At 52.3% G+C, this 18,993-nt stretch carries 16 protein-coding genes; 2 read left to right on the top strand and 14 right to left on the bottom strand.

Annotated elements, in window-relative coordinates:
- Nucleotides 1–22: 22 nt before the first annotated feature.
- Nucleotides 23–295, bottom strand: coding sequence for a Ni(II)/Co(II)-binding transcriptional repressor RcnR (gene rcnR, locus OGY01_RS15810; protein ID WP_016154292.1), 273 nt, complete (start codon nt 293–295; stop codon nt 23–25).
- Nucleotides 296–414: 119 nt separating this feature from the next.
- On the opposite strand from rcnR, the gene OGY01_RS15805 reads away from it, so the two are divergent.
- Nucleotides 415–1,323, top strand: coding sequence for a nickel/cobalt efflux protein RcnA (locus OGY01_RS15805; RefSeq protein ID WP_286493337.1), 909 nt, complete (start codon nt 415–417; stop codon nt 1,321–1,323).
- A gap of 55 nt (nt 1,324–1,378) precedes the next feature.
- On the opposite strand, the gene OGY01_RS15800 is transcribed toward OGY01_RS15805, so the two are convergent.
- The 7 genes from OGY01_RS15800 to OGY01_RS15770 all read right to left on the bottom strand — a co-directional run bounded on the left by OGY01_RS15800 (nt 1,379) and on the right by OGY01_RS15770 (nt 9,882).
- Nucleotides 1,379–2,761: an amidohydrolase family protein gene (locus OGY01_RS15800; protein WP_045447070.1), complete on the bottom strand. Its 1,383-nt coding sequence runs from the start codon at nt 2,759–2,761 to the stop codon at nt 1,379–1,381.
- Nucleotides 2,762–2,773: 12 nt separating this feature from the next.
- Complete coding sequence (locus OGY01_RS15795; RefSeq protein WP_286493335.1) at nt 2,774–3,724, bottom strand: carbamate kinase family protein; 951 nt, start codon at nt 3,722–3,724, stop codon at nt 2,774–2,776.
- Nucleotides 3,725–3,750: 26 nt separating this feature from the next.
- Nucleotides 3,751–5,301, bottom strand: a complete 1,551-nt coding sequence (locus tag OGY01_RS15790; RefSeq protein ID WP_048220624.1) for a hypothetical protein — start codon at nt 5,299–5,301, stop codon at nt 3,751–3,753.
- Nucleotides 5,302–5,421: 120 nt separating this feature from the next.
- On the bottom strand, nt 5,422–6,837 hold the full coding sequence (locus OGY01_RS15785) for a YlbE family protein (protein WP_286493333.1): 1,416 nt from the start codon (nt 6,835–6,837) through the stop codon (nt 5,422–5,424).
- The gene (fdrA, locus tag OGY01_RS15780; protein WP_286493331.1) at nt 6,837–8,384 is read right to left on the bottom strand and encodes an acyl-CoA synthetase FdrA; all 1,548 of its coding nucleotides are present in this window, start codon (nt 8,382–8,384) and stop codon (nt 6,837–6,839) included. Before fdrA ends, OGY01_RS15785 begins: the two co-directional genes overlap by 1 nt.
- Nucleotides 8,362–9,237, bottom strand: coding sequence for an oxamate carbamoyltransferase subunit AllH family protein (locus tag OGY01_RS15775; protein WP_048220621.1), 876 nt, complete (start codon nt 9,235–9,237; stop codon nt 8,362–8,364). The genes fdrA and OGY01_RS15775 overlap by 23 nt, the downstream gene beginning before the upstream one ends.
- Nucleotides 9,238–9,276: 39 nt before the next feature.
- Nucleotides 9,277–9,882: an ankyrin repeat domain-containing protein gene (locus OGY01_RS15770; RefSeq protein ID WP_045447086.1), complete on the bottom strand. Its 606-nt coding sequence runs from the start codon at nt 9,880–9,882 to the stop codon at nt 9,277–9,279.
- A gap of 385 nt (nt 9,883–10,267) precedes the next feature.
- On the opposite strand from OGY01_RS15770, the gene OGY01_RS15765 reads away from it, so the two are divergent.
- On the top strand, nt 10,268–11,197 hold the full coding sequence (locus OGY01_RS15765; RefSeq protein WP_045447089.1) for a LysR substrate-binding domain-containing protein: 930 nt from the start codon (nt 10,268–10,270) through the stop codon (nt 11,195–11,197).
- A 69-nt stretch (nt 11,198–11,266) separates the two neighbouring features.
- Here the strand turns inward: OGY01_RS15765 and OGY01_RS15760 are convergent, their stop codons facing one another.
- From OGY01_RS15760 to pgaA, 6 genes are all read right to left on the bottom strand, one after another.
- Nucleotides 11,267–11,539: a GNAT family N-acetyltransferase gene (locus OGY01_RS15760; RefSeq protein WP_045447092.1), complete on the bottom strand. Its 273-nt coding sequence runs from the start codon at nt 11,537–11,539 to the stop codon at nt 11,267–11,269.
- 11 nt (nt 11,540–11,550) lie between these two features.
- Entirely contained in the window at nt 11,551–11,781 is a 231-nt protein-coding gene (gene yjdI, locus OGY01_RS15755; protein WP_048220619.1) for a 4Fe-4S mono-cluster protein YjdI, read from the bottom strand.
- Between the two features lie 190 nt (nt 11,782–11,971).
- The gene (gene pgaD, locus OGY01_RS15750) at nt 11,972–12,478 is read right to left on the bottom strand and encodes a poly-beta-1,6-N-acetyl-D-glucosamine biosynthesis protein PgaD (RefSeq protein ID WP_045447097.1); all 507 of its coding nucleotides are present in this window, start codon (nt 12,476–12,478) and stop codon (nt 11,972–11,974) included.
- Entirely contained in the window at nt 12,475–13,809 is a 1,335-nt protein-coding gene (gene pgaC, locus OGY01_RS15745; protein ID WP_045447099.1) for a poly-beta-1,6-N-acetyl-D-glucosamine synthase, read from the bottom strand. The genes pgaD and pgaC overlap by 4 nt, the downstream gene beginning before the upstream one ends.
- Nucleotides 13,806–15,827 (bottom strand): poly-beta-1,6-N-acetyl-D-glucosamine N-deacetylase PgaB, encoded by a 2,022-nt coding sequence (gene pgaB, locus OGY01_RS15740; protein WP_200009933.1) that lies wholly within the window; start codon nt 15,825–15,827, stop codon nt 13,806–13,808. Before pgaB ends, pgaC begins: the two co-directional genes overlap by 4 nt.
- 9 nt (nt 15,828–15,836) lie before the next feature.
- Nucleotides 15,837–18,299, bottom strand: coding sequence for a poly-beta-1,6 N-acetyl-D-glucosamine export porin PgaA (gene pgaA / locus OGY01_RS15735; RefSeq protein WP_048220618.1), 2,463 nt, complete (start codon nt 18,297–18,299; stop codon nt 15,837–15,839).
- Nucleotides 18,300–18,993 lie beyond the last annotated feature (694 nt).

Raw genomic sequence — 18,993 nt, 5'->3', positions numbered from 1 at the left:
GGTGAATGAGCCGCATATCGCCTTACTTGATGTAGGAATCCAGTACCTTCAGCACCACATCCAAATCTTCTTCGCGTTTTATTTCATCGCCCTGATGCACAATATGCTCAGTCAGGTGACCTTTAATCACTTCTCGCATTAACCCGTTTACCGCCCCGCGGATCGCCGCAATCTGTTGTAACACCGCCGCGCATTCATGCGGTTCATCAAGCATGGTTTTCAGCGCCGCCACCTGCCCCTGAATCTTACTGGCACGGGCCTTGAGCTTTTGTTTGTCGCGGATCGTATGTGACATCGTCCTGTCCCCGTTGCATAAATCACGGCTCACTATACCGCGCCGATCTACTGGGGGGTAGTATTCTGTACTGGGGGGGAGTAGAATCTGGCGAAACAAAACAACTAAGAATCATTCTCATGGGTGAGTTTTCTACGCTTCTTCAGCAAGGTAATGCCTGGTTCTTTATTCCCAGCGCGATTTTATTGGGCGTGTTACACGGTCTGGAACCGGGACATTCCAAGACGATGATGGCGGCATTTATTATCGCCATTAAAGGAACCATCAAACAGGCGGTGATGCTGGGGCTGGCGGCCACGCTGTCACATACCGCTGTGGTGTGGTTGATTGCGCTCGGCGGGATGTATATCAGCAAAGCGTTTACCGCCCAGGCCGTCGAACCCTGGCTGCAGTTTGTCTCTGCCATCATCATTCTGGGCACGGCATTGTGGATGTTCTGGCGGACATGGCAAGGCGAACAGAACTGGCTGACCCAGACGCATCACGAGCACGACCATGATCACGAACATAACCACCATGAGCACCATGAGCACCATGAGCACCATGAGCACCATGAGCATCATAACCATGATGACGATCACCACCATCATCACGACCACGATCATGACCATGCCGCGCTGGCAGGACTCACCGAAGGTTCGAAAGAGTATCAGGACGCTCACGAACGGGCACATGCCACCGACATCCAGCGTCGCTTTCAGGGTAAAGAGGTCACTAACGGGCAAATTTTACTTTTTGGCCTGACCGGGGGGCTAATCCCGTGCCCAGCCGCGATTACGGTCTTGCTGATCTGCATCCAGCTCAAAGCCTTCACGCTGGGAGCAACAATGGTGCTGTGCTTTAGCCTCGGGCTGGCGCTGACGCTGGTGACGGTAGGTGTCGGTGCGGCAATCAGCGTGCAGCAGGCGGCAAAACGCTGGAGCGGATTTAACACACTGGCACGTAAAGCCCCCTATTTTTCCAGCGCACTCATCGGCATGGTCGGATTGTATATGGGGATCCACGGCTATATGGGCATCATGGGTTAGGAACGAAAAAGAGAGGAAACGCGCAGCAACCTGTGCCACTGCGCGTGGAATGACGCTAGCTGGCGACATTTCCCCACACCAGTTGCCCTTTATGGAAGGTCGCTGTACGTGGAGAGATCCTTGCAACCGCTTCTGCTGAGCAGGAGGCATCTACCAGTACAAAACTGGCCTCATCCTGCGCTTTTGGCCAGACGCGCTCACCTTTATCATTCAACGGCAGCACATCGCCGGTGGCGAGGAACAGCGCCCGTGACAGATTCAGCTCATTAGGACGAATATAGAGCTGCGCGTATAAATTCGCCTTCTCCAGCATGTCCCCCAGCCCATACGGTGACCAGTGGTCGATCACGCTGTCGGTACCGGTAATCACCACCACACCTTTGTCACGCAGTTGTTTCAACGGCATGTGCATCGTGCCAATCGGCACCGTCGAGGCAATAGTAATTTGCTGAGCCACCATGCGGGTCGCCAGTTCATCCACCTGCTGCTCATTAAGCGTAGACAATGCAAAAGCGTGGCTGATGGTCAGTTTACCCTTCAGCTGTGGCGTTTTCTCCACGGTCTCCACCATGTAATTCACCGCCGCAACGCCAGCCGGACTGGTTTCATGCAGATGGATATCCACGCCTTTATCGTAATCCAGCGCAATCTGGAACATGGTATCGAGGGATTTCTCCATCGCCCCATCCACGCTGGTCGGATCCAGCCCGCCAACGTAGTGTGCTCCCGCCTGCATCGCTTCACGCATCAGCGGTTCAGACTTTGATAACAGCAGACCATGCTGGGGAAACGCCACGATCTCACAGGCAAAACCGGGCTGACGACGCGCCAGCACCGCCTGTAAGTTTTCCAGATTTTTCAGTCCGGAAACCGGCTCAATATTGCAGTGGCTGCGCGCAATCGATGTACCTTTTGACTGCAGCAGGTCAATAAGCTTTTCCGCGCGCTCCTGGGTGTACGGTTGTAGCTCAGGCAGCAGCTTTTGCTCCAGGCGGATCATATCCTGAATGGTAGTGCCCGCAGGACGATTAAGTGAGCGCCACGGGCCACCATAAAAAGTTTTATCCAGATGGATGTGCATATCTCGCATGGCAGGAAGCATCAGCTTTCCGCCTGCATCGTAGTGTGGCAACGTCGCATCCGGATGCTGCTTATTCTCACGCAGCGCAACAATCTTTCCGTCCTGAATTTCGACAGTTTGTAGCGCAGTACGGGTATGTACCACCACGGCGTTTTCGTAATCAAATCCCGCTTCCAGCAGAACGTTATCCAGATAATAGTGTTTATCGTTAATCGTCATTGTGCTTTTCGCGCCACTGGTTGTCCCGACAGGATTAGCAGCATACGCGACCGGGGCCACCGCGCCAAACAACGCGGCAGCGGTCACCATTTTTCCGCTCTGGCTTAAAAACTCACGGCGGCTGTTACTTTCCTTCATTCGCATCTCCTCTCAGGAATGGACAATATGGGTACCCGTTTCACCACGCAGCGCGGCAGGAAGACATTCTGGCGTGGTGATAATCACCCGCTTACCGCCACGCGCCAGGAATGTCAGGCTGGCAACAATTTTGGGTAACATGCTGCCCGGCGGGAAATGCCCTTCCTGCATGTAACGGGTCATCGTCGCGATATCGACCGTGTCCAGCGCCTGCTGGTTAGGTTTGCCGAAGTGAATACACACTTTCTCTACACCGGTGGTGATCACCAGGATGTCAGCGCGGATCTCCTGCGCCAACAGCGCGGTAGAGAGATCTTTATCAATCACCGCGTCCACGCTGTGATAATCCCCCTGCTCGCTACGCACTACCGGGATCCCACCGCCCCCCGCGCCAATCACCACAAAGCCCTGCTGGGTCAGCGTTTTAATCGCCTCCGCTTCGACAATGCGCTTTGGCTCCGGAGACGCAACAACACGACGGTAACCGCGCCCGGAATCCTCCACAAAACGCCAGCCCAGATTGACCCGCTGTAGCTCATCACGCTGCGCTTCGCTAAAGAACGCCCCGATAGGCTTGGCCGGATTAGCAAAACCGGGATCGTTCTTGTCGACCTCCACCTGCGTCACCACGGTCACCGCTTTCTGCTCCCCGCGACGCGCCAGACGGTTATTTAACGCCTGCTGGATCAGGTAGCCGATGCCCCCCTGGGTATCGGCTACGCAGTTGGCCAGCGGGGTGAGTGGTAAACCTTCACGCTCATGCGCGATTTCCGCACGCCGCAGATCGAGTCCAACCTGTGGCCCGTTACCGTGCGTCAGCACAATGTTGTAGTCCGATGCCAACATCTCCAGCACCGTATCTGCGACCGCTTTCACCGCTTCAGCCTGGTGCTCAATCGACTGGCTGGCGTTATCTTTGATAATGCTGTTGCCGCCAATGGCAACGACCACAAGTTCTTTCATAGTGTCATCTTCCGCTTGCAGGCGATTCAGGTAGTTTTCGTTGGTTCCTGCTCAGGCGCAGTTACCGCTTCACGACTGTCGAGAACATGTTTGATGACAAACATGCCGCTCATCATCAGGTAGGCCAGAACAAACATCATCGAACTGCCTTCCGCAAAGCCAACCGCCGGGGAGTGGATCACACCAAACAGCGACAGCAGTGCGCCGAAGGCTGCGGCAACCGCACCGCGCAGTGGCTTGTTCATAATGGCGAAGATAGCGACACAGCCCCACAACATACTGGCCAACGGCGCGCCGCTTCCCAGATGAACCAGCCCGTCGTAATACACGCCTTTGCTGTGCAACAGATCGCTACCCAGTTTCGCCGCTGACGTTCCGGCCGCGCCCATCACGCTGTTGACGATGGTCAGCGCCCAGTTGGCAATCCATGGGAACAGACAGATGAAGATGACGGGGACCTCGACTTTGGGCGTTTCTCGTACCACCTGATTGGCGGTCACTACGCCGATAAACACCAGGATCGGCACTATCGCGGTCATCGGAATAATGGCGAGCATAAACGCCCCCAGACCAAACAACGGCACCAGGAACATGGTGATACCCGATGCGAGGGTATAACCAATACTGGCTCCCATCGCTTTCCAGCCCGCATGTCCAACGTAGACGGTGACCGGGAACGGGTTCCCCAACATACAGCCAAGCATGGATGCAAAACCGTTCGCCATCATGACCTTACGGGTGTTGTACTCATCTCCCGCCGCGTGCGCACTTTCAATATTCTCAAGGTCAAAAATATAGTTCGCCAGACCCAGAGGAACCGCAGAAGCCAGATACGGCAACGCGTGCGGCAGGCCTTGCAGGAAGCTGTCGACATGGACTTCCGGCGGGTTAAAGCCAAAAGAGGACATTGAGGCTTTGATCGCTTCAGGGCTTTGCAAGCCGGAGATCCACGCCAATGCCGTACCGGCAATCAGCAGCAGCAAACCGGTAGGAATGCGGGCAAAAATCGGTTTCTTACCAAACCAGTTAATGAAGATCAGCAGCAGGACGATGAAAGAGACAGTTGGCGCTTCAAATGCCTGCAACATCGGGTTCATTGCCAACAGCAACAGACCCAGGCCAGATAAACAGGAAAGCAGCACTGTGCGCGGTATCATTTTGCGGATGGTCTCACCGAGGAATGAACCACCGACCAGGATCAACGCTTCAACAAAGCACCATACCAGCGCTATCTGAATAGCGAAGTTGGCGTCTTTCGTTTGCTGATACACCGGCATTAATACCAGGAAGGTCACAGTAAAGATCGACGGTGCGCTTGGCCCGGACGGCAGCGCCGTCACGTCGTTACGCCCGGTATGTTTCGCCATCTGCAAGCCAAACCAGGCATAACAGATGCTGGCCACCAGCACCGCCAGACCAAAGGCGGGTGCAATTCGGCCGTAGACAATTTCAGTAGGGATCCCGACAACAAAAATGAGTAGCCCCATCATTGTCAGCAGGTTAGTCAGGTTGTTGGTCATCAGCCCGAAGTAAGCCGCCCAGTCACCACGTTTCCATTCTAGTTTTATGTTGTTCATGGAATATCCTTTACAGGTTAAGCATCGTTTGCGATCACGGAGATCGCCCAGCCCTGCAGGTAAGCAACGTTTTTCTCTTCGCTACCGTGGGGCTAACGGTGTTAGCCCCTGTGGTTGTTATTAGCAGTAGTGGTCACGCCAGTTGAGGATCGCCTTTTCAAAGCAGGCGAACGGCGGGTGTACTATTCCGGCGCCGATCATGCCGATCCCCGCATCTTTGTGCGCAATGGCGGTGTTGATCACCGGCAGAATACCGGTGCTGCCCACACGCGTAATGTCGATCGCGGTTGGCACGCCCATAAAACCGAGCAGCGGAATGGTGACGTTTGGGTTTTCACCGAGGGTGATTTCACGCATCTGGCGGGAGAAGTCGACGGCTTCTTCAACCGTACCACCCACCAGCGCCACGATGGCTGGTGCGGTGGCCATCGCGAAGCCGCCAATACCGTAGGTTTCGGTAATGGCGCTGTCGCCGATATCACGCCCGGAGTCTTCCGGCTTATAGCCCGCGAACATCGGGCCAATCACCTGCTGTGCCGGACCGGTAAACCACTGGCCCGGTAAGCCGCTGATACGCAGGCCGAACTCAACGCCATTACGCGCCATCGTCGTCACCACCGTGCTGTATTCAATGCCGTGCGCAGCATCCATGGCGGCTTTACACATCGCCATCCACGTTGGACCGGAGAAATAGTCGCTGCTGAGCACAAACTCGAACACTTCACGTTGTTGCTCAACCGGATAGCCGGTCTGGATAATCCACGGAGTCAGCGCCTGAATTAACAGTGCCGTACCGGCGTTGTTGCGGTTATGGCACTCATCGCCCATGTGCAGCGCCTGTGCCAACATCAGGCGTAAATCGATTTCACCCGCCAGTTTCATCGCATCACGCAGCATCGGTCCCATCACATCACGCATCCAGTTAAGGCGATCGATAACGCTTTGATCGTTCGCTCCCATGCGCAGGATCTTTGCCATCTGCTCGCTCATATTGGTATATGCGCGGTTGCCGTAAGTTTTGTTCTCCACGATGTGCATGAACATCGACGCGGACGTTACGCCCGCCATCGATCCCACGCAGTCATGTTCGTGGCACGGCGAGAAGTTAATTTCGCCCGAAGCGGCAAGCTCGGCGGCTTCATCCAGATCTTTCGCCAACCCTTCAAATACCAGCGCGCCGGTGACTGCACCTTTCATCGCACCGCACATTTTTTCCCAGCGGATCGGCGGCCCGGCATGCAGAATCGTGTTACGGGTCATTCCAGGTACCACATTGATGGCCTGGTCATAGCCAATCAGCACCGGATGCGACTTAATAATACGTTCCAGCGCCTGCTGGTTAGCGGCGGCAATCTTGTCTGCCAGCGGTGAATCAGCAATCTGATCCAGTGCCGCAACCACCTGCATATTGCCCTGGCCTGGCGGTGTCCAGTCGAGTTGAGTAACGGGCACGTTCTGCTTTTTCAGGTCATCGCTGAACATCGCGATACCGACGTTAATCACATTCAGCGGCTGGTTAAACAGTGTCTGGCTCATCAGGCTTCCTCCCCTTTACAGATAAATTCACGCGCCAGCAATCCGGTGTTGGTGCTACTGCTCGCCCAGATAACGCCGGCATCAGTCAGCATCTGGCACTGTTTTTCCAGCGATGGCGTATCCAGGTCGGTCCCCAGAACATAGCCGAGAATTTCCAGAGGACGACCGTCAGCGGCAGCGATGGCTTTCGCTTCATTGATCGCGTCGATCATCACGCCAACCGGATCTTCATGCGATCCAAATCCAAGGACGAAATCCATCACGATCACGCCGACTTCAGGATCTCTCGCTTCCTGCAACAAACGACTGATGCGGTTGGTCGGATCGATCATTGGATGGGGCTTGCCGTTGGTGAAATCATCATCACCAAAATCAAGGAAGGTATGCGCCACACTACGGTTGAGATCCTGCAAGCGGAACGCCGGGTCCGGATGAATGTTGCTGTACACCTCGGCATATTTTTCCATGGCGGCAAACATCGCTTCATCACACAGCGTGCCGCCACAGAACAGTCCGCGAATATACTTTTGCTGCGGCGTCAGACGGGCGCGAACTTCTTCAATCAGCGGCCAGTTGAGCGGATGCAGATCAAGACTCTCTTTTTTCACGCCACTCAGCAGCACTGCTTTCAATGCCGCTTCTTTAGTGCCGCGAGCGAACTGCAGACCCTCTTCGTCCGCAGGCGCAGCTTCACGTCCGAGGAAACAGACCACCACCGGTTTAAAGCAGGCGCGCGCACGTTCCAGCACCTTACGGGCTACCGCAGGTGCTGGCGGTTTAGAGATCAGCGCAATGATCTCAGTTTGTGGATCGGCCTCCAGCATACCTATCGCATCGAGCATCATCAGGCCGCCAATCTTCTCGCTCAGATCGCGTCCACCGGTGCCGATCAACTGGGAAATGCCACCGCCAAATTCGTGAATGCGCACACTGAGCTCCTGACTACCGGTGCCTGATGCCCCAATAATGCCGATATTGCCGCGACGCACCGCGTTCCCAAAACAGAGCGCCGCGCCGTTAATAATGGCGGTACCGCAATCAGGCCCCATCATCAACAACCCTTTTTCATGCGCCAGCTGTTTAAGAGCCAGTTCGTCATCAAGGGAAACGTTGTCAGAAAACAACATTACGTTGAGGTTGTTTTGCAGCGCCTGACGCGCCTCGCGGGCCGCGAACAGACCATTTACCGATATCACCGCGAGGTTGCTGTCGGGGACATGTTTTTTAGCACTGGCGAGCGTGGCATAACGTGCTTCGTGCTGCCCACCTTGTTCCTTATGCGTGAACAGTTCCTCTATCGCCACCAACGTTTGCTCGTTCGCGGCCTCACTCGCACCTTTAATGACAATCATTAGATCGCCACTCTTTGCCTCTTCCAACTCAGGCGTAAGCAGACCGAGATTCTTCAGCACGCCCTTGTTCATTTCCGTTGCCATCGCCACGAACGCCTGCTCCACACCATCAAGCTTATTAGCGCGCGTAGAGATAGACATCAGTGAGACAGAATCAAAATACGTGTTCTTTTTAACAACTATCCTGATCGACATAATTCCCTCCGGACCGTTGGCTCAGGGCGCAGGCATCCGCCATGCCGTACAGCATGTCGCAGCCAGAACTTGAGCCGATATTTTTAATGTCAGTAATAAATTTCGTAGCAACGTGTGGTTGCTCAGTAATAATATGGGTCACCAACCGCGTGACACTTTCCCGATAACGTTGATGAAACGCCTCTTCCAGCGTTATTTTGCTGAGTAAGGTTGTGTTATTTCCGGCAATCTGTAATGCCGTTAAAAAATCTTGTCGATACTTATTCAGCGGATGCCCACTAATAAATAAAATTGTACTCAGGCCTACTAAATAATCATCAGACGATGGCGTCAGCCCTATTCCAAGACCAATTAAATCGCTGACCGCAACACAGATATTTTCTCCCGTACTCAGCGCCGTTATTAAACTTTGGCGGCGCAGTTGTAATTCACGAGTAATTTCCTGGTAAAACGGATTATCCCCCTGGTACAGAAATAATGTGTCGTCGCGATTAAGCTGTTGGCGGATAACCTCTGCCCAGTGGCGCCAGGATATTGTGGTGAAGCGCTCTGCATCTGGCGACCCACGAGGCATTTGCCACATCAGGCAACCAGAGGTCTCTATCCATTTATCATAACCAACAGCGATCCCTGACTGCGTAAAACTCACCGGCTCACCGGGTTGAAACAGATCTTCGCAATGCGTCAGCGCCAGCCGACAGCTGTTAGGCGCGTTATCGCAGCACTCACTCAATAACGTAAACAATCGCTGCTGTTCCGGTATGAACAGGTTCACCGCGCGGGAAAAAACCTGTTCAACTCGCCCCGTTCCCCGATACGCAAGAAACGCGCCGTCTGCAGTTAGCGCCCGCACGCATCGCCGTGATGGCGTGGCGATAGTGGCGCTCCTCTGTCAGGCTCCGGCGGCAATCAGCAGCTCGGCGATTTCATGGAACCCTTTCTCCCGCGCCAGTTCCAGCGGGGTTTTACCGTATTTATCCGTCATGTGCGGGTTAGCGCCATTGTCGAGCAGCAGCTTGACGATTTCCTGCTGCTTCGCGCCGCCATCATTAAGTACGATGGCTTCCAGCAACGGCGTCCAGCCGACAAAGTTGGTATGGTTTACATTGATATCGGTACGCTGCAGTAATTCACGTACGATCTCAACGTGACCTTTTTCGCTGGCTGGCGTAATACCAACGCCGCCAAAACGGCTCAGTCGTTCGAGATCGGGATTGGCAGGTAATACCGTACGCAGCAGCGTTAAATCATTAGTCAGGCAGCTAATCAGGAAGGGGTTAAAACAAGTTTGATCTTGTTTATTAATATCGGCACCGGCGTCAATCAATAAAGAAACGCAGTCATAATGCTTATTCAGGCTGGCAATAATTATGGCGGTACGGCCCTGGCGGTTAGTAGCATTAATATCCACATTATTTGCCAGACAGGATTTTAATCCTTCGGCATTGCCCTGTTCTGCCGCCAGCAGAAATTCAGTAATGAGTTCTTTCTCTGACATAATCGCTCTCCTGCAGTTTTTTAGACTTTTTAAATATCCGATAACCTGAGAATAGCAACAGAGTACGGAGAATAACATCCGCTTAAATTTCATTCATCGTAAGTGAGTCGATTGTTGAAACAAATTTAATAATGAGAACAAAATGTGCTGTAGTGCAATCTTTCTCTTATGACTAACGGTCTTTCAGCCATTAATCAGTCATAGGGGAAATAAAGCGGTATGCTGCACGGATAGCGGCCTGCAACTAAAACACAGAAGTGTGATTGCCTTCAAATCAAATGTAACCCTAGTGTTAAATTCTGTTCAAAACTGATTGCTCTCCATAAGGATTACAAATACATTCAACAATCATCGTATCGCGGGTTGTGGACTCAGGGGAGAAGGAATGAATTCAATATTTACCGAGGAAAACCTGCTGGCGTTTACGATGGCTGCCCGCTACAGCAGCTTCAGCAAGGCCGCCGAGGAGCTGGGTTTAACCACCTCCGCCATCAGTTATACCATCAAGCGCATGGAAATGGGGCTGGATGTGGTGCTGTTTACCCGCAGTACCCGCAGCATTGAGCTGACCGAGTCCGGGCGCTATTTCTTTCGTAAAGCGACAGACCTGCTCAACGACTTTCACGCCATCAAGCGCAGCATTGATACGATCTCCCAGGGCATTGAGGCTCGGGTGCGCATTTGTATTAATCAACTGCTGTATACCCCGAAGCATACCGCGCGACTGTTACAGGTACTTAAGAAACAGTTTCCAACCTGCCAGATAACCGTGACCACGGAGGTCTATAACGGCGTCTGGGATTCCATCATCAATAACCAGGCCAATATCGCCATTGGCGCGCCAGACACGCTACTGGACGGTGGCGGGATCGATTACACCGAGATTGGCGCGATCCGCTGGTCGTTCGCCATCGCACCTGATCACCCGCTGGCCTTTATGCCTGAGCCGATTTCAGAGAGTCAGCTGCGTTTGTATCCGAACATCATGGTAGAAGATACCGCGCACACTATTAACAAGAAGGTCGGCTGGCTGCTGCACGGGCAGGAATCAATCCTGGTGCCCGATTTTAATACCAAGTGCCAGTGTCAGATCCTCGGCGAAGGCATCGGTTTTCTACCCGACTATATGGTGCGCGAAGCAATGGAAAAATCGCTGCTGGTGACGCGACAGATCCATAACCCACGCCAGGATTCGCGCATGCTACTGGCGACCCAGCACTCGGCAACCGGGCGGGTGACACAGTGGATTAAAAAGGAGTTTGGCCCACAAGGGGTACTGACGGGGATTTATCAGGATCTGCTGCATCGGGAGTAATATGCCCGATGAGGGGAACTATTGTGGACGCACCGGATGCGCGTTGCGTCATCCGGTGAAAAGTAAAACTCAGGCACGAATGTCGTCGTACTCGCGAGTTTTATCAAACTCATGTTTGGCAAACGGACAGAGCGGGATCACTTTACGGTTTTCGCGGCGCATTTTTTCCACCACTTTCTCCACCAGCAGCTTGCCGACTCCCTGACCTTTCAGGCTGGGGTCAACATCAGTATGTTCAATGATGCTCAGATGTTCACCCGTCGGCACGAAGACAATCTCAGCAACCTGATTGCCCTCAGCATCGTTAACATAAAACTTGTTGTGCCCTTCAAGAATATCCATGGTCTTCTCACTCATTTCTGGCGATATTTAAGCGCACCGCTCGGACAGGTATCGATAACCTTAATGACCGTCGCGACATCAACTTCATCCGGGATGATCCACGGTTTACGTTTCAGGTTAAAAAGCTTCGCGCTTCCCCGCACACAATTACCCGAATGCTGGCATATCGCCGTATTGAAATAGACATCAACCTTCTCGCCGGTATAGGCCCGGTAACCTGCTTCCAGTAACTCTTTATCCACGACATTACCTCAGTTATTTTTATTGTCCTGGGAGTAATCATAGACCCAGGCGAGTCTGAAGGCTGCTGCTGGCGGCTGAAATTGTCGCAGATTAGCTCCGGCACACGATTACGTTCACCTCATGTTCTTCACTTCTGTGGAACGATACAACCCGTGAACGTAATCCAGTCCAAGGGTCAAAGGTTCTCTGTCACCGATTCATTTCTTCGTGCAACCGTTCCCTGGCTGACGGTAGCATCTCAAGCATTGCAGGTGTTGGCGGCGGCAAGCGGTTATCGGCAATATGCCTGTCCACTTCCACATAGTCGATTTCACCATTCTCATGGTGATGAACCGTAAGCACCCTCGCCTTATTCAGCTCGGTAACCAGTTCTCGGGTAATTCGCAAACTTTCTGCCAGCTCATGATCTTCAAGCCCAGGCCTGCGACTGCGTCGTTCCACACGGAAGCGATACTGGTTGTACTTCGCCCAGCCAATGAGCACCAGACCGTTTATCAATGCGATCAGGATGTAAAAAGTGACCGTATCCAGAGTTGTGAAAAACGGCCTCACGCCCATAAAGGGTGAATGAGCCAGTGCCGTAATCAGCCCTTTATAGATCAGGTACAGAAATCCAACCCAGGCAAAAAACGTTAGCAGAACGTCTATTACACGTGGCAGAAGTCGCTGTTCGGTAAAGATGAGTGGCTGGCTCATGATTCTATCCTCCCAATTCCACGGTCAGGGCTTACCCAACGCGCTCTGCCGCGTTTGCGTTTAAGCATCACTTTGGGGAAAGCGACCAGCGTGGTGAACAGACTCAGCATCCAGTACACCACCGGGAACCAGATGATCCAGAACAACGAAGCGCCGATACCTTTTTCATAGCGCCGTTCAATCATCAGACTCACCGCAAACTGCAGCAAGCAAACCACGCCGAGTATTAGCCCGGTAAATGCTGGCGGGAACAGGTTTTGCACGTATAGCGAGTCTGGCATTGGGAAAAATAACCCGCAAAGGAACAGCACAATGCTGACCGCATAGGCAAATGACCAGGCGGTAGAAAAACAGAACTCAAGGAACAGCGGCCACATGCGGCGAAATTCCCAAGACCACAGGCGACGCATGTTAACAATAAATACTTCCGCACCACCTTGAGCCCAGCGCAGACGCTGTTTCCACAATCCTCTTAACGTTTCAGGCATCAGGATCCAGCACAGTGCTCGTGGTTCAAAGAATACTGACCAGTGGCGCAATTGCAGCTTCCAACTGATATCGATATCTTCAGTGATCATGTCCGGGCTCCAGTACCCCACCTCAGCCAGAGCACGACGACGAAATGCCGCAATGACGCCAGAAACGGTAAAGATCTGCCCATAGACTCGCTGAGTGCGCTTAATCAAGCCGATAATCGAGGAGAATTCACCGACCTGTACACGACCAATTAACGTGGAACGGGTACGAATGCGCGGGTTTCCGGTCACCGCCCCGACACGCGGGAACTGTATCAACGGGGCGACAATATAGGCGACGGCATCGCGATCCAGTAAAGCATCACCATCAATGCAGACAAGATAATCACTGCGGGCCGCCGCTGCGCCGGTCCTGAGCGCCAGGGCTTTCCCCTGGTTCTCGGCTAAATGAATCACCCGCAGGCTCGGGTATTCCGTTGCCAGTTGTTCAAGCACGTCGTGCGTGTCATCTGTCGAACCGTCGTTAATGGCAATAACTTCAATATTTGTATAACGCTGCGCCAGCGCTGCACCGATCGTTTCACGCGCATTGATCCCTTCGTTATAACAAGGGATCAAGATCGAAATCAGCGGATTTCCTTCAAGCGTCGGCGGCGGTGTTTCCTCTCCCCATTTCCAGTGGCGTTCACGGTAAAACCAGAAGTAAACCCCACCGCTTATCCACAAAGCCGACATGAACAAGGGCCAGAAGAAGACGAAGTTCAGCATCACTTCACCTGTAAAAACGACAGCCACGCCAAACGGCAGACTGAACATCAGGCAAAGAATCAGGAAAGCAATAATGCGATCGGTCATTTTTGCGGGTACCAGTATGATGAGAACGTCGAGCGAATCTCTGACATCTCGGGTTTGTCGCTGATGAAATCATCCGGGTAATAACCATAGTTACCCGCACCGCTTAACTTAAGCTGGCGCATCCACTCGGCTATTTGTTTACCGCTGATTTCGGCCTGTTCCCCGGACTTACGCCAGTCTCGTGCTTGCAGTTCAAACACGGTCTTATCCAGCGCTCCGGGCGTTTGTGCAACGGCATTCACCAGTCTGTCCAGCCAGGCGTTGGCATCATTGGCCGGAATATTCTCCATCAATGGCATTGCCATCGGTGCTGTCCAGTCATAGGTATTGAGGAAATCATTCAGGTTCTGCGCGAACCAGGCTTCACTTTCTGGTTCCAGCACCGGCATGGCGTAAATATTGCGTGCGGTTTGTACCTGTGGGCCGCGAATATTACGTACCGCGCGGGTCAGTTCCTTTGTAAAGTCGGTCAGCATCTTACTTTTCAGGCGAGTCCAACGTTCGAATGCCTGAGGATCGTTACGAATTTGCTCAATACTGCCCGGAAGGCCTGCGGCACGGTATGCGGCTAAAGCCTCCGGCGACGCATCTTCAAAATCCGTCAGGAAAGCATCATCATGGAACAGAATCCCTTTGAAACTGGCATGCTTCGCCAGATCTTCATAAATCTCGGTGATACGCTTACGCGCTTCGCTATCCCAGGGAGAAAGACGAACATACTGCTCACGATTAATCGCGCTACGTCCGGTTTTCGGATCCCATGCCGTCACGCGTGGAATAGCGTCGTCGAGACCAAAAGCTAGCACCGGCATCCAGGCATAAACGGTAACCCCTGCCCGAGTTTGTAATTGCCAGGAGATATAGTTAAAGAGATCGGCACGCATCGGCAGCCAGCGGTTAGGGAAATAAAGCTCGTGAATATTTCCGTCACCTTGTGGATCGGCATACGCCTGCAGGAAAACATGAGAAATACGCATGTCATAGACACGCTGGATCAGCTTGTCGATATTTCTACGTTGTTGGGCAGGATCTTTGTCATACACATAATCCAGATCGATATGCATAACGCGCATCGTCTGAGGTTCACGCACCTGGCCGACCTGGCTGGCAAAGCGCTTAAGGGATGGGTTATCAGATATCAGAACACGGGGGATATCATCCAGAAACGCGGCATTTGCCAGCCCTTCGTTGAGCGTAAACGCCATCTTGTAACCGTGCTCTTTGGCCAGACTTAATGTCGTGCCATTGGCTGCGCCATAAGGCCAGACCCATGCGCGTGGCGATTTCCCGGTTACAGATTTTATTTTGTTTGTGATTAAAGAGATATCAGTGTTAATACGGCGATTGTACTGTTCGTCCGTTTCGTAAGTGCCGGTCTTTTTATCGTACAGACGGTTTGCCACAGCAGGTTCTTTACTTCCCTGCGGGTTCGCTTCACCACCGAAATGCGATGCCCATGTATGCGCACCAATTTCAACCAGCGGCGATTTCCCCATTTCCTCGACCATTTTCCAGGTGGCAAATTTGTCTCGCGCCGTCATCAGCCCACCAAAATCAACTTTTTTATTGGCGGGAGAATCAACCCAGCTGCCCACCGGTGCCCACAGTGCTGGCCAGTTATAGGCTTTCAGCAGCGGCCACACGCGGGTATAAAAACTGCTATAACCATCATCAAAGGTGAGTAATACCGCTTTTTCCGGCAGCACGATTTTCCCGTCATGCGCATCCAGAATTTGCTGCACGCTGATCGGGTTATAACCGTTGTCACGTAGCCATCCCATCTGATCGCTCAGCGCACTGGTACGCACAGAGAGGTATCGCTGATCTGCCGCGCCGTCCTCTACATCGTGATAGCCCAGCACCAGGAAGCTATTTTTCGGCCATGGATGATCAGCAGCAAGCGGAGATCGCTCCGCCGGAGGAACGTAGCGCGGGGTCGTATTGTGCGCGCTACTGCACGCAGTGATCATCAACCAGCCAGCGATTAATGCGCTAACCCATAGGCATCTTTTAAACATGTACAGTCCTTAAAACCTGACATTCAAATCGAAAGCGAGGGAGATATTCCGCTCACGTTTACCGTCGTAGGGGCGTTTATCCCACACCAACATCACCCCGCCATCCACGACGTTGTTCCATTTAAGCCGCTGTCCGTATCCCACCTGAACGATGGCGCCCACGTCTTCACCTTGCTGCCAATAGCCACCTACGCCAGCCACGCCTTGCTGCGTCCACACAGTGTCATAGTGGCGGTAAAGAACCTGCTCTGCGGCAAGCCCTGGTACAACGGAAAAATCACTCTTAGGGTTGTAATACGGCACATTCTCTTTGGTGTTGGTACTTCCGCCGATGCCCGGTGTGAAGTCCAGCGTGAAGCGCGGCGTCGTCCACATGCGCTCTTTTCCGCTCAGCCCGTACTCGATACGATCGTTACCATCCGAGAAATGTGATGCGGCAAACGACAACTGATACTCTCGTCGTTCATTTTGATACCAGCGGACAAACATATCCCCGCCGTTTGCGTACACACCGCTACGCAGCGCGCGCAGCGGGGTATTACGTGAAAGACGCTCCGCCGAACCGCCAACGCGCCAGTTATCATTAAAATCATGCCAGGCTGAAAGACGCCCACCAATTTTCTGACCATCGCCATAGTTACGGCCCGAAACTTCCATTTCCGCCCAATTATCGCGTGAGGTCCATTCCGCACCGGCAGCCAGGTCACGGTTGATACCCTTTCCTTCTTCAAATTCACCAGTGGCAAAGTTGAATCCGGTAAACAGTCGCCAGTTATCATTGATCGGCGGGCTGTAAATGGCGGTATTGATGTTGAAGTCATTCTTACCACTGACCGGGCTATCGGAGGAAATCCCCTGCGTGCCGCTGATCCGCAGCTCTGACATTTTGTGAACATCGCGTATGCGGGCCAGGCGCAGCGTTGCTTCATCATCCGGGCTACGGGCAATGACGTCATCGGTAAGTTCATCGGCCTGCCGCCATTCCTGAAGATCCAGCGCTACATAGGCCTGCTGGCGTTCCAGTTCCAGGTTGCTTGGCTCAATAACTTCGGCCAGTTTAAGCTCTTTCTCTGCAGCTCGAGGCAGACCACGGGCTTCAAGCACTGAAGAATAGGTTATACGCAGCCCCTGGTTACCAGATCCCGTGCGCGCCAGATGTTCCGCGAGTTTTTCTGCCTCAGGCAATTCATTGGCAGCAATGTGATATTGCGTGAGCAACGTCTGACCAAGCAGCCAGTTATCGTTAGGCTGTGGCGTAGGTGAACCATAAATCCGTCGCAGATACGGACTCTCTTTGATTAAATTGTCGACCTGCTTTTTGGCTGCAGCAAAGTTTTCATTATCAATATGCGCATAAAAAAGATCCTGCTGATCTTCAGGACTGAGAGGAGTGACTGGAAGCGGTCCATGCGGATAGTAGATGCTCATCAGCATCGCTTCGGTTTTTTCCGGCTGACGTTCGCTTAGCCACGCCGAAGCGACCCAACGTTTCGCATAGTTAGGCACCTCCCCGCTCGCTTCAAGTGACTCATATTCTTGAATCACTTCGGCAGTACGCTTGCGCACCAGCAAAGCGCCCATACGGTCAATCCTTGCCCGGCGAACATCATCCTGAGCGGACGGTTCATCTTTCCAGGCCGCGAGCAGTTGGGCATATCGGGCAAGCGCTTTATCTGCCACGATAAAACGTTCTTCTTCATTACGCGCGGAAGTATATGAGGAGCGAACGATTTCTGCTGCCGCATCAAGTTCAAGACGACGTTTAACAGGATCTGACGTCGGAACCACCTCCGTTAGCCCTAACGCAGGCCCGGATACACGGTTAGCTGACAGGGCAGATAACAACGTAGATTTTGCATTTTTGTTGCTCGGATCGATATCATTGGCCTGGCTGGCGACTAACAATGCATCCCAGTTTTTCCCCTGCGAATGGTATACATAGGCCACCAATGCATCGGAGTCAGCTCCCGGGTGCGCCTGCGCCCATTTATTCGCTTCGGTGAGCGCCTGCTGATTATAGCGAGCATCTGCAAGCGTCATTATCCAGCCGGTACGTACATCCACGTTATCAGGATCTTCCTGCAAAACGTTTTCCCAGATGGCTAACGAATCATTCCATTTTTTCTGATTGCGAAAAGCCCGTGCAGCGGCGATTTGCCCACGCGCAGGCACAGCCATCTGCCCACGATATCGCAGCCAAATATCAATCGTTTCTTTATCGCTGTTATTGGCCCAACTGGAGACTTGCAACCAGTCAGCGACCTGATTTGGCGTTAGTGAGGATTTCTTTTCCTGTTCCTGAAGGTAGCGCATGAGCGGCGCACTATTACCTTCACGAGCTTCAATAATCAAACCGTCATAATCAGATGCTGCCGCAGAAGTTTGAACAGGAAAAAGAACGCAGGCCGTAAATAAACAGGTTACAGACTTAAAGCTTTTAATGAAGTTGGTATGTCGACGCATACTGAACATATCTGCCCTTATGTCTTACATCAGAGTAAAAATAAGCGTTTTCAATAAGTTAACTTAATTTCTTAACGATTGTCGACCATCTTATATGCACTACCGCTTATTTCGTAATAGGGTTGCAAACCATTTTAATTCTTTCGTCTTATTGACTACCTGCGCCTCATCCTCTAGTTACCGGAATGGGGCAAAAACTCATAAATTTTAACACTCAGCGTACACCGTGGCTACATGATAAGAAAACCCTTAGGCAAAAAAAGTATTTTAGACCAGAATATCCTAATACTCTTGGGATCGAATTCTGAACTCGCTTTAAGACCAGGCGGAAAAGTTATGTAACTCAGTTTACTATTACTTTAAAATATAAAAACACAACGTAATTGTATGCCTGTTAACTATTAAAAGAGTTTATCCCTTTCAGGGGGCCCGGCGCCTTCATCTATACCATTATCCAGCAGTGTACCCATCATGACAGCGCTCATGACGTTACATGGAGTGGTAACCAGTATGAGTCAGCGAGGAAACATCCATAATAATGAAATAACGAAAAGTATTTTCTCGCCATTGAGACGAAAGTGAATAATAAATGCCTACAAAATGCAAAAACAGGCCCTTAGAATATCAATATTAATATTAATATTATCAACAGCCGTTCCGGAAGCATCCTGGCTATCAATACCGATTAATAATCGCAAACCAC

The organism is Citrobacter sp. Cm038 (assembly GCF_030333105.1).
GTDB classification, from domain to species: domain Bacteria; phylum Pseudomonadota; class Gammaproteobacteria; order Enterobacterales; family Enterobacteriaceae; genus Citrobacter; species Citrobacter murliniae.
This window is presented reverse-complemented; position numbering and strand designations above follow the sequence as displayed.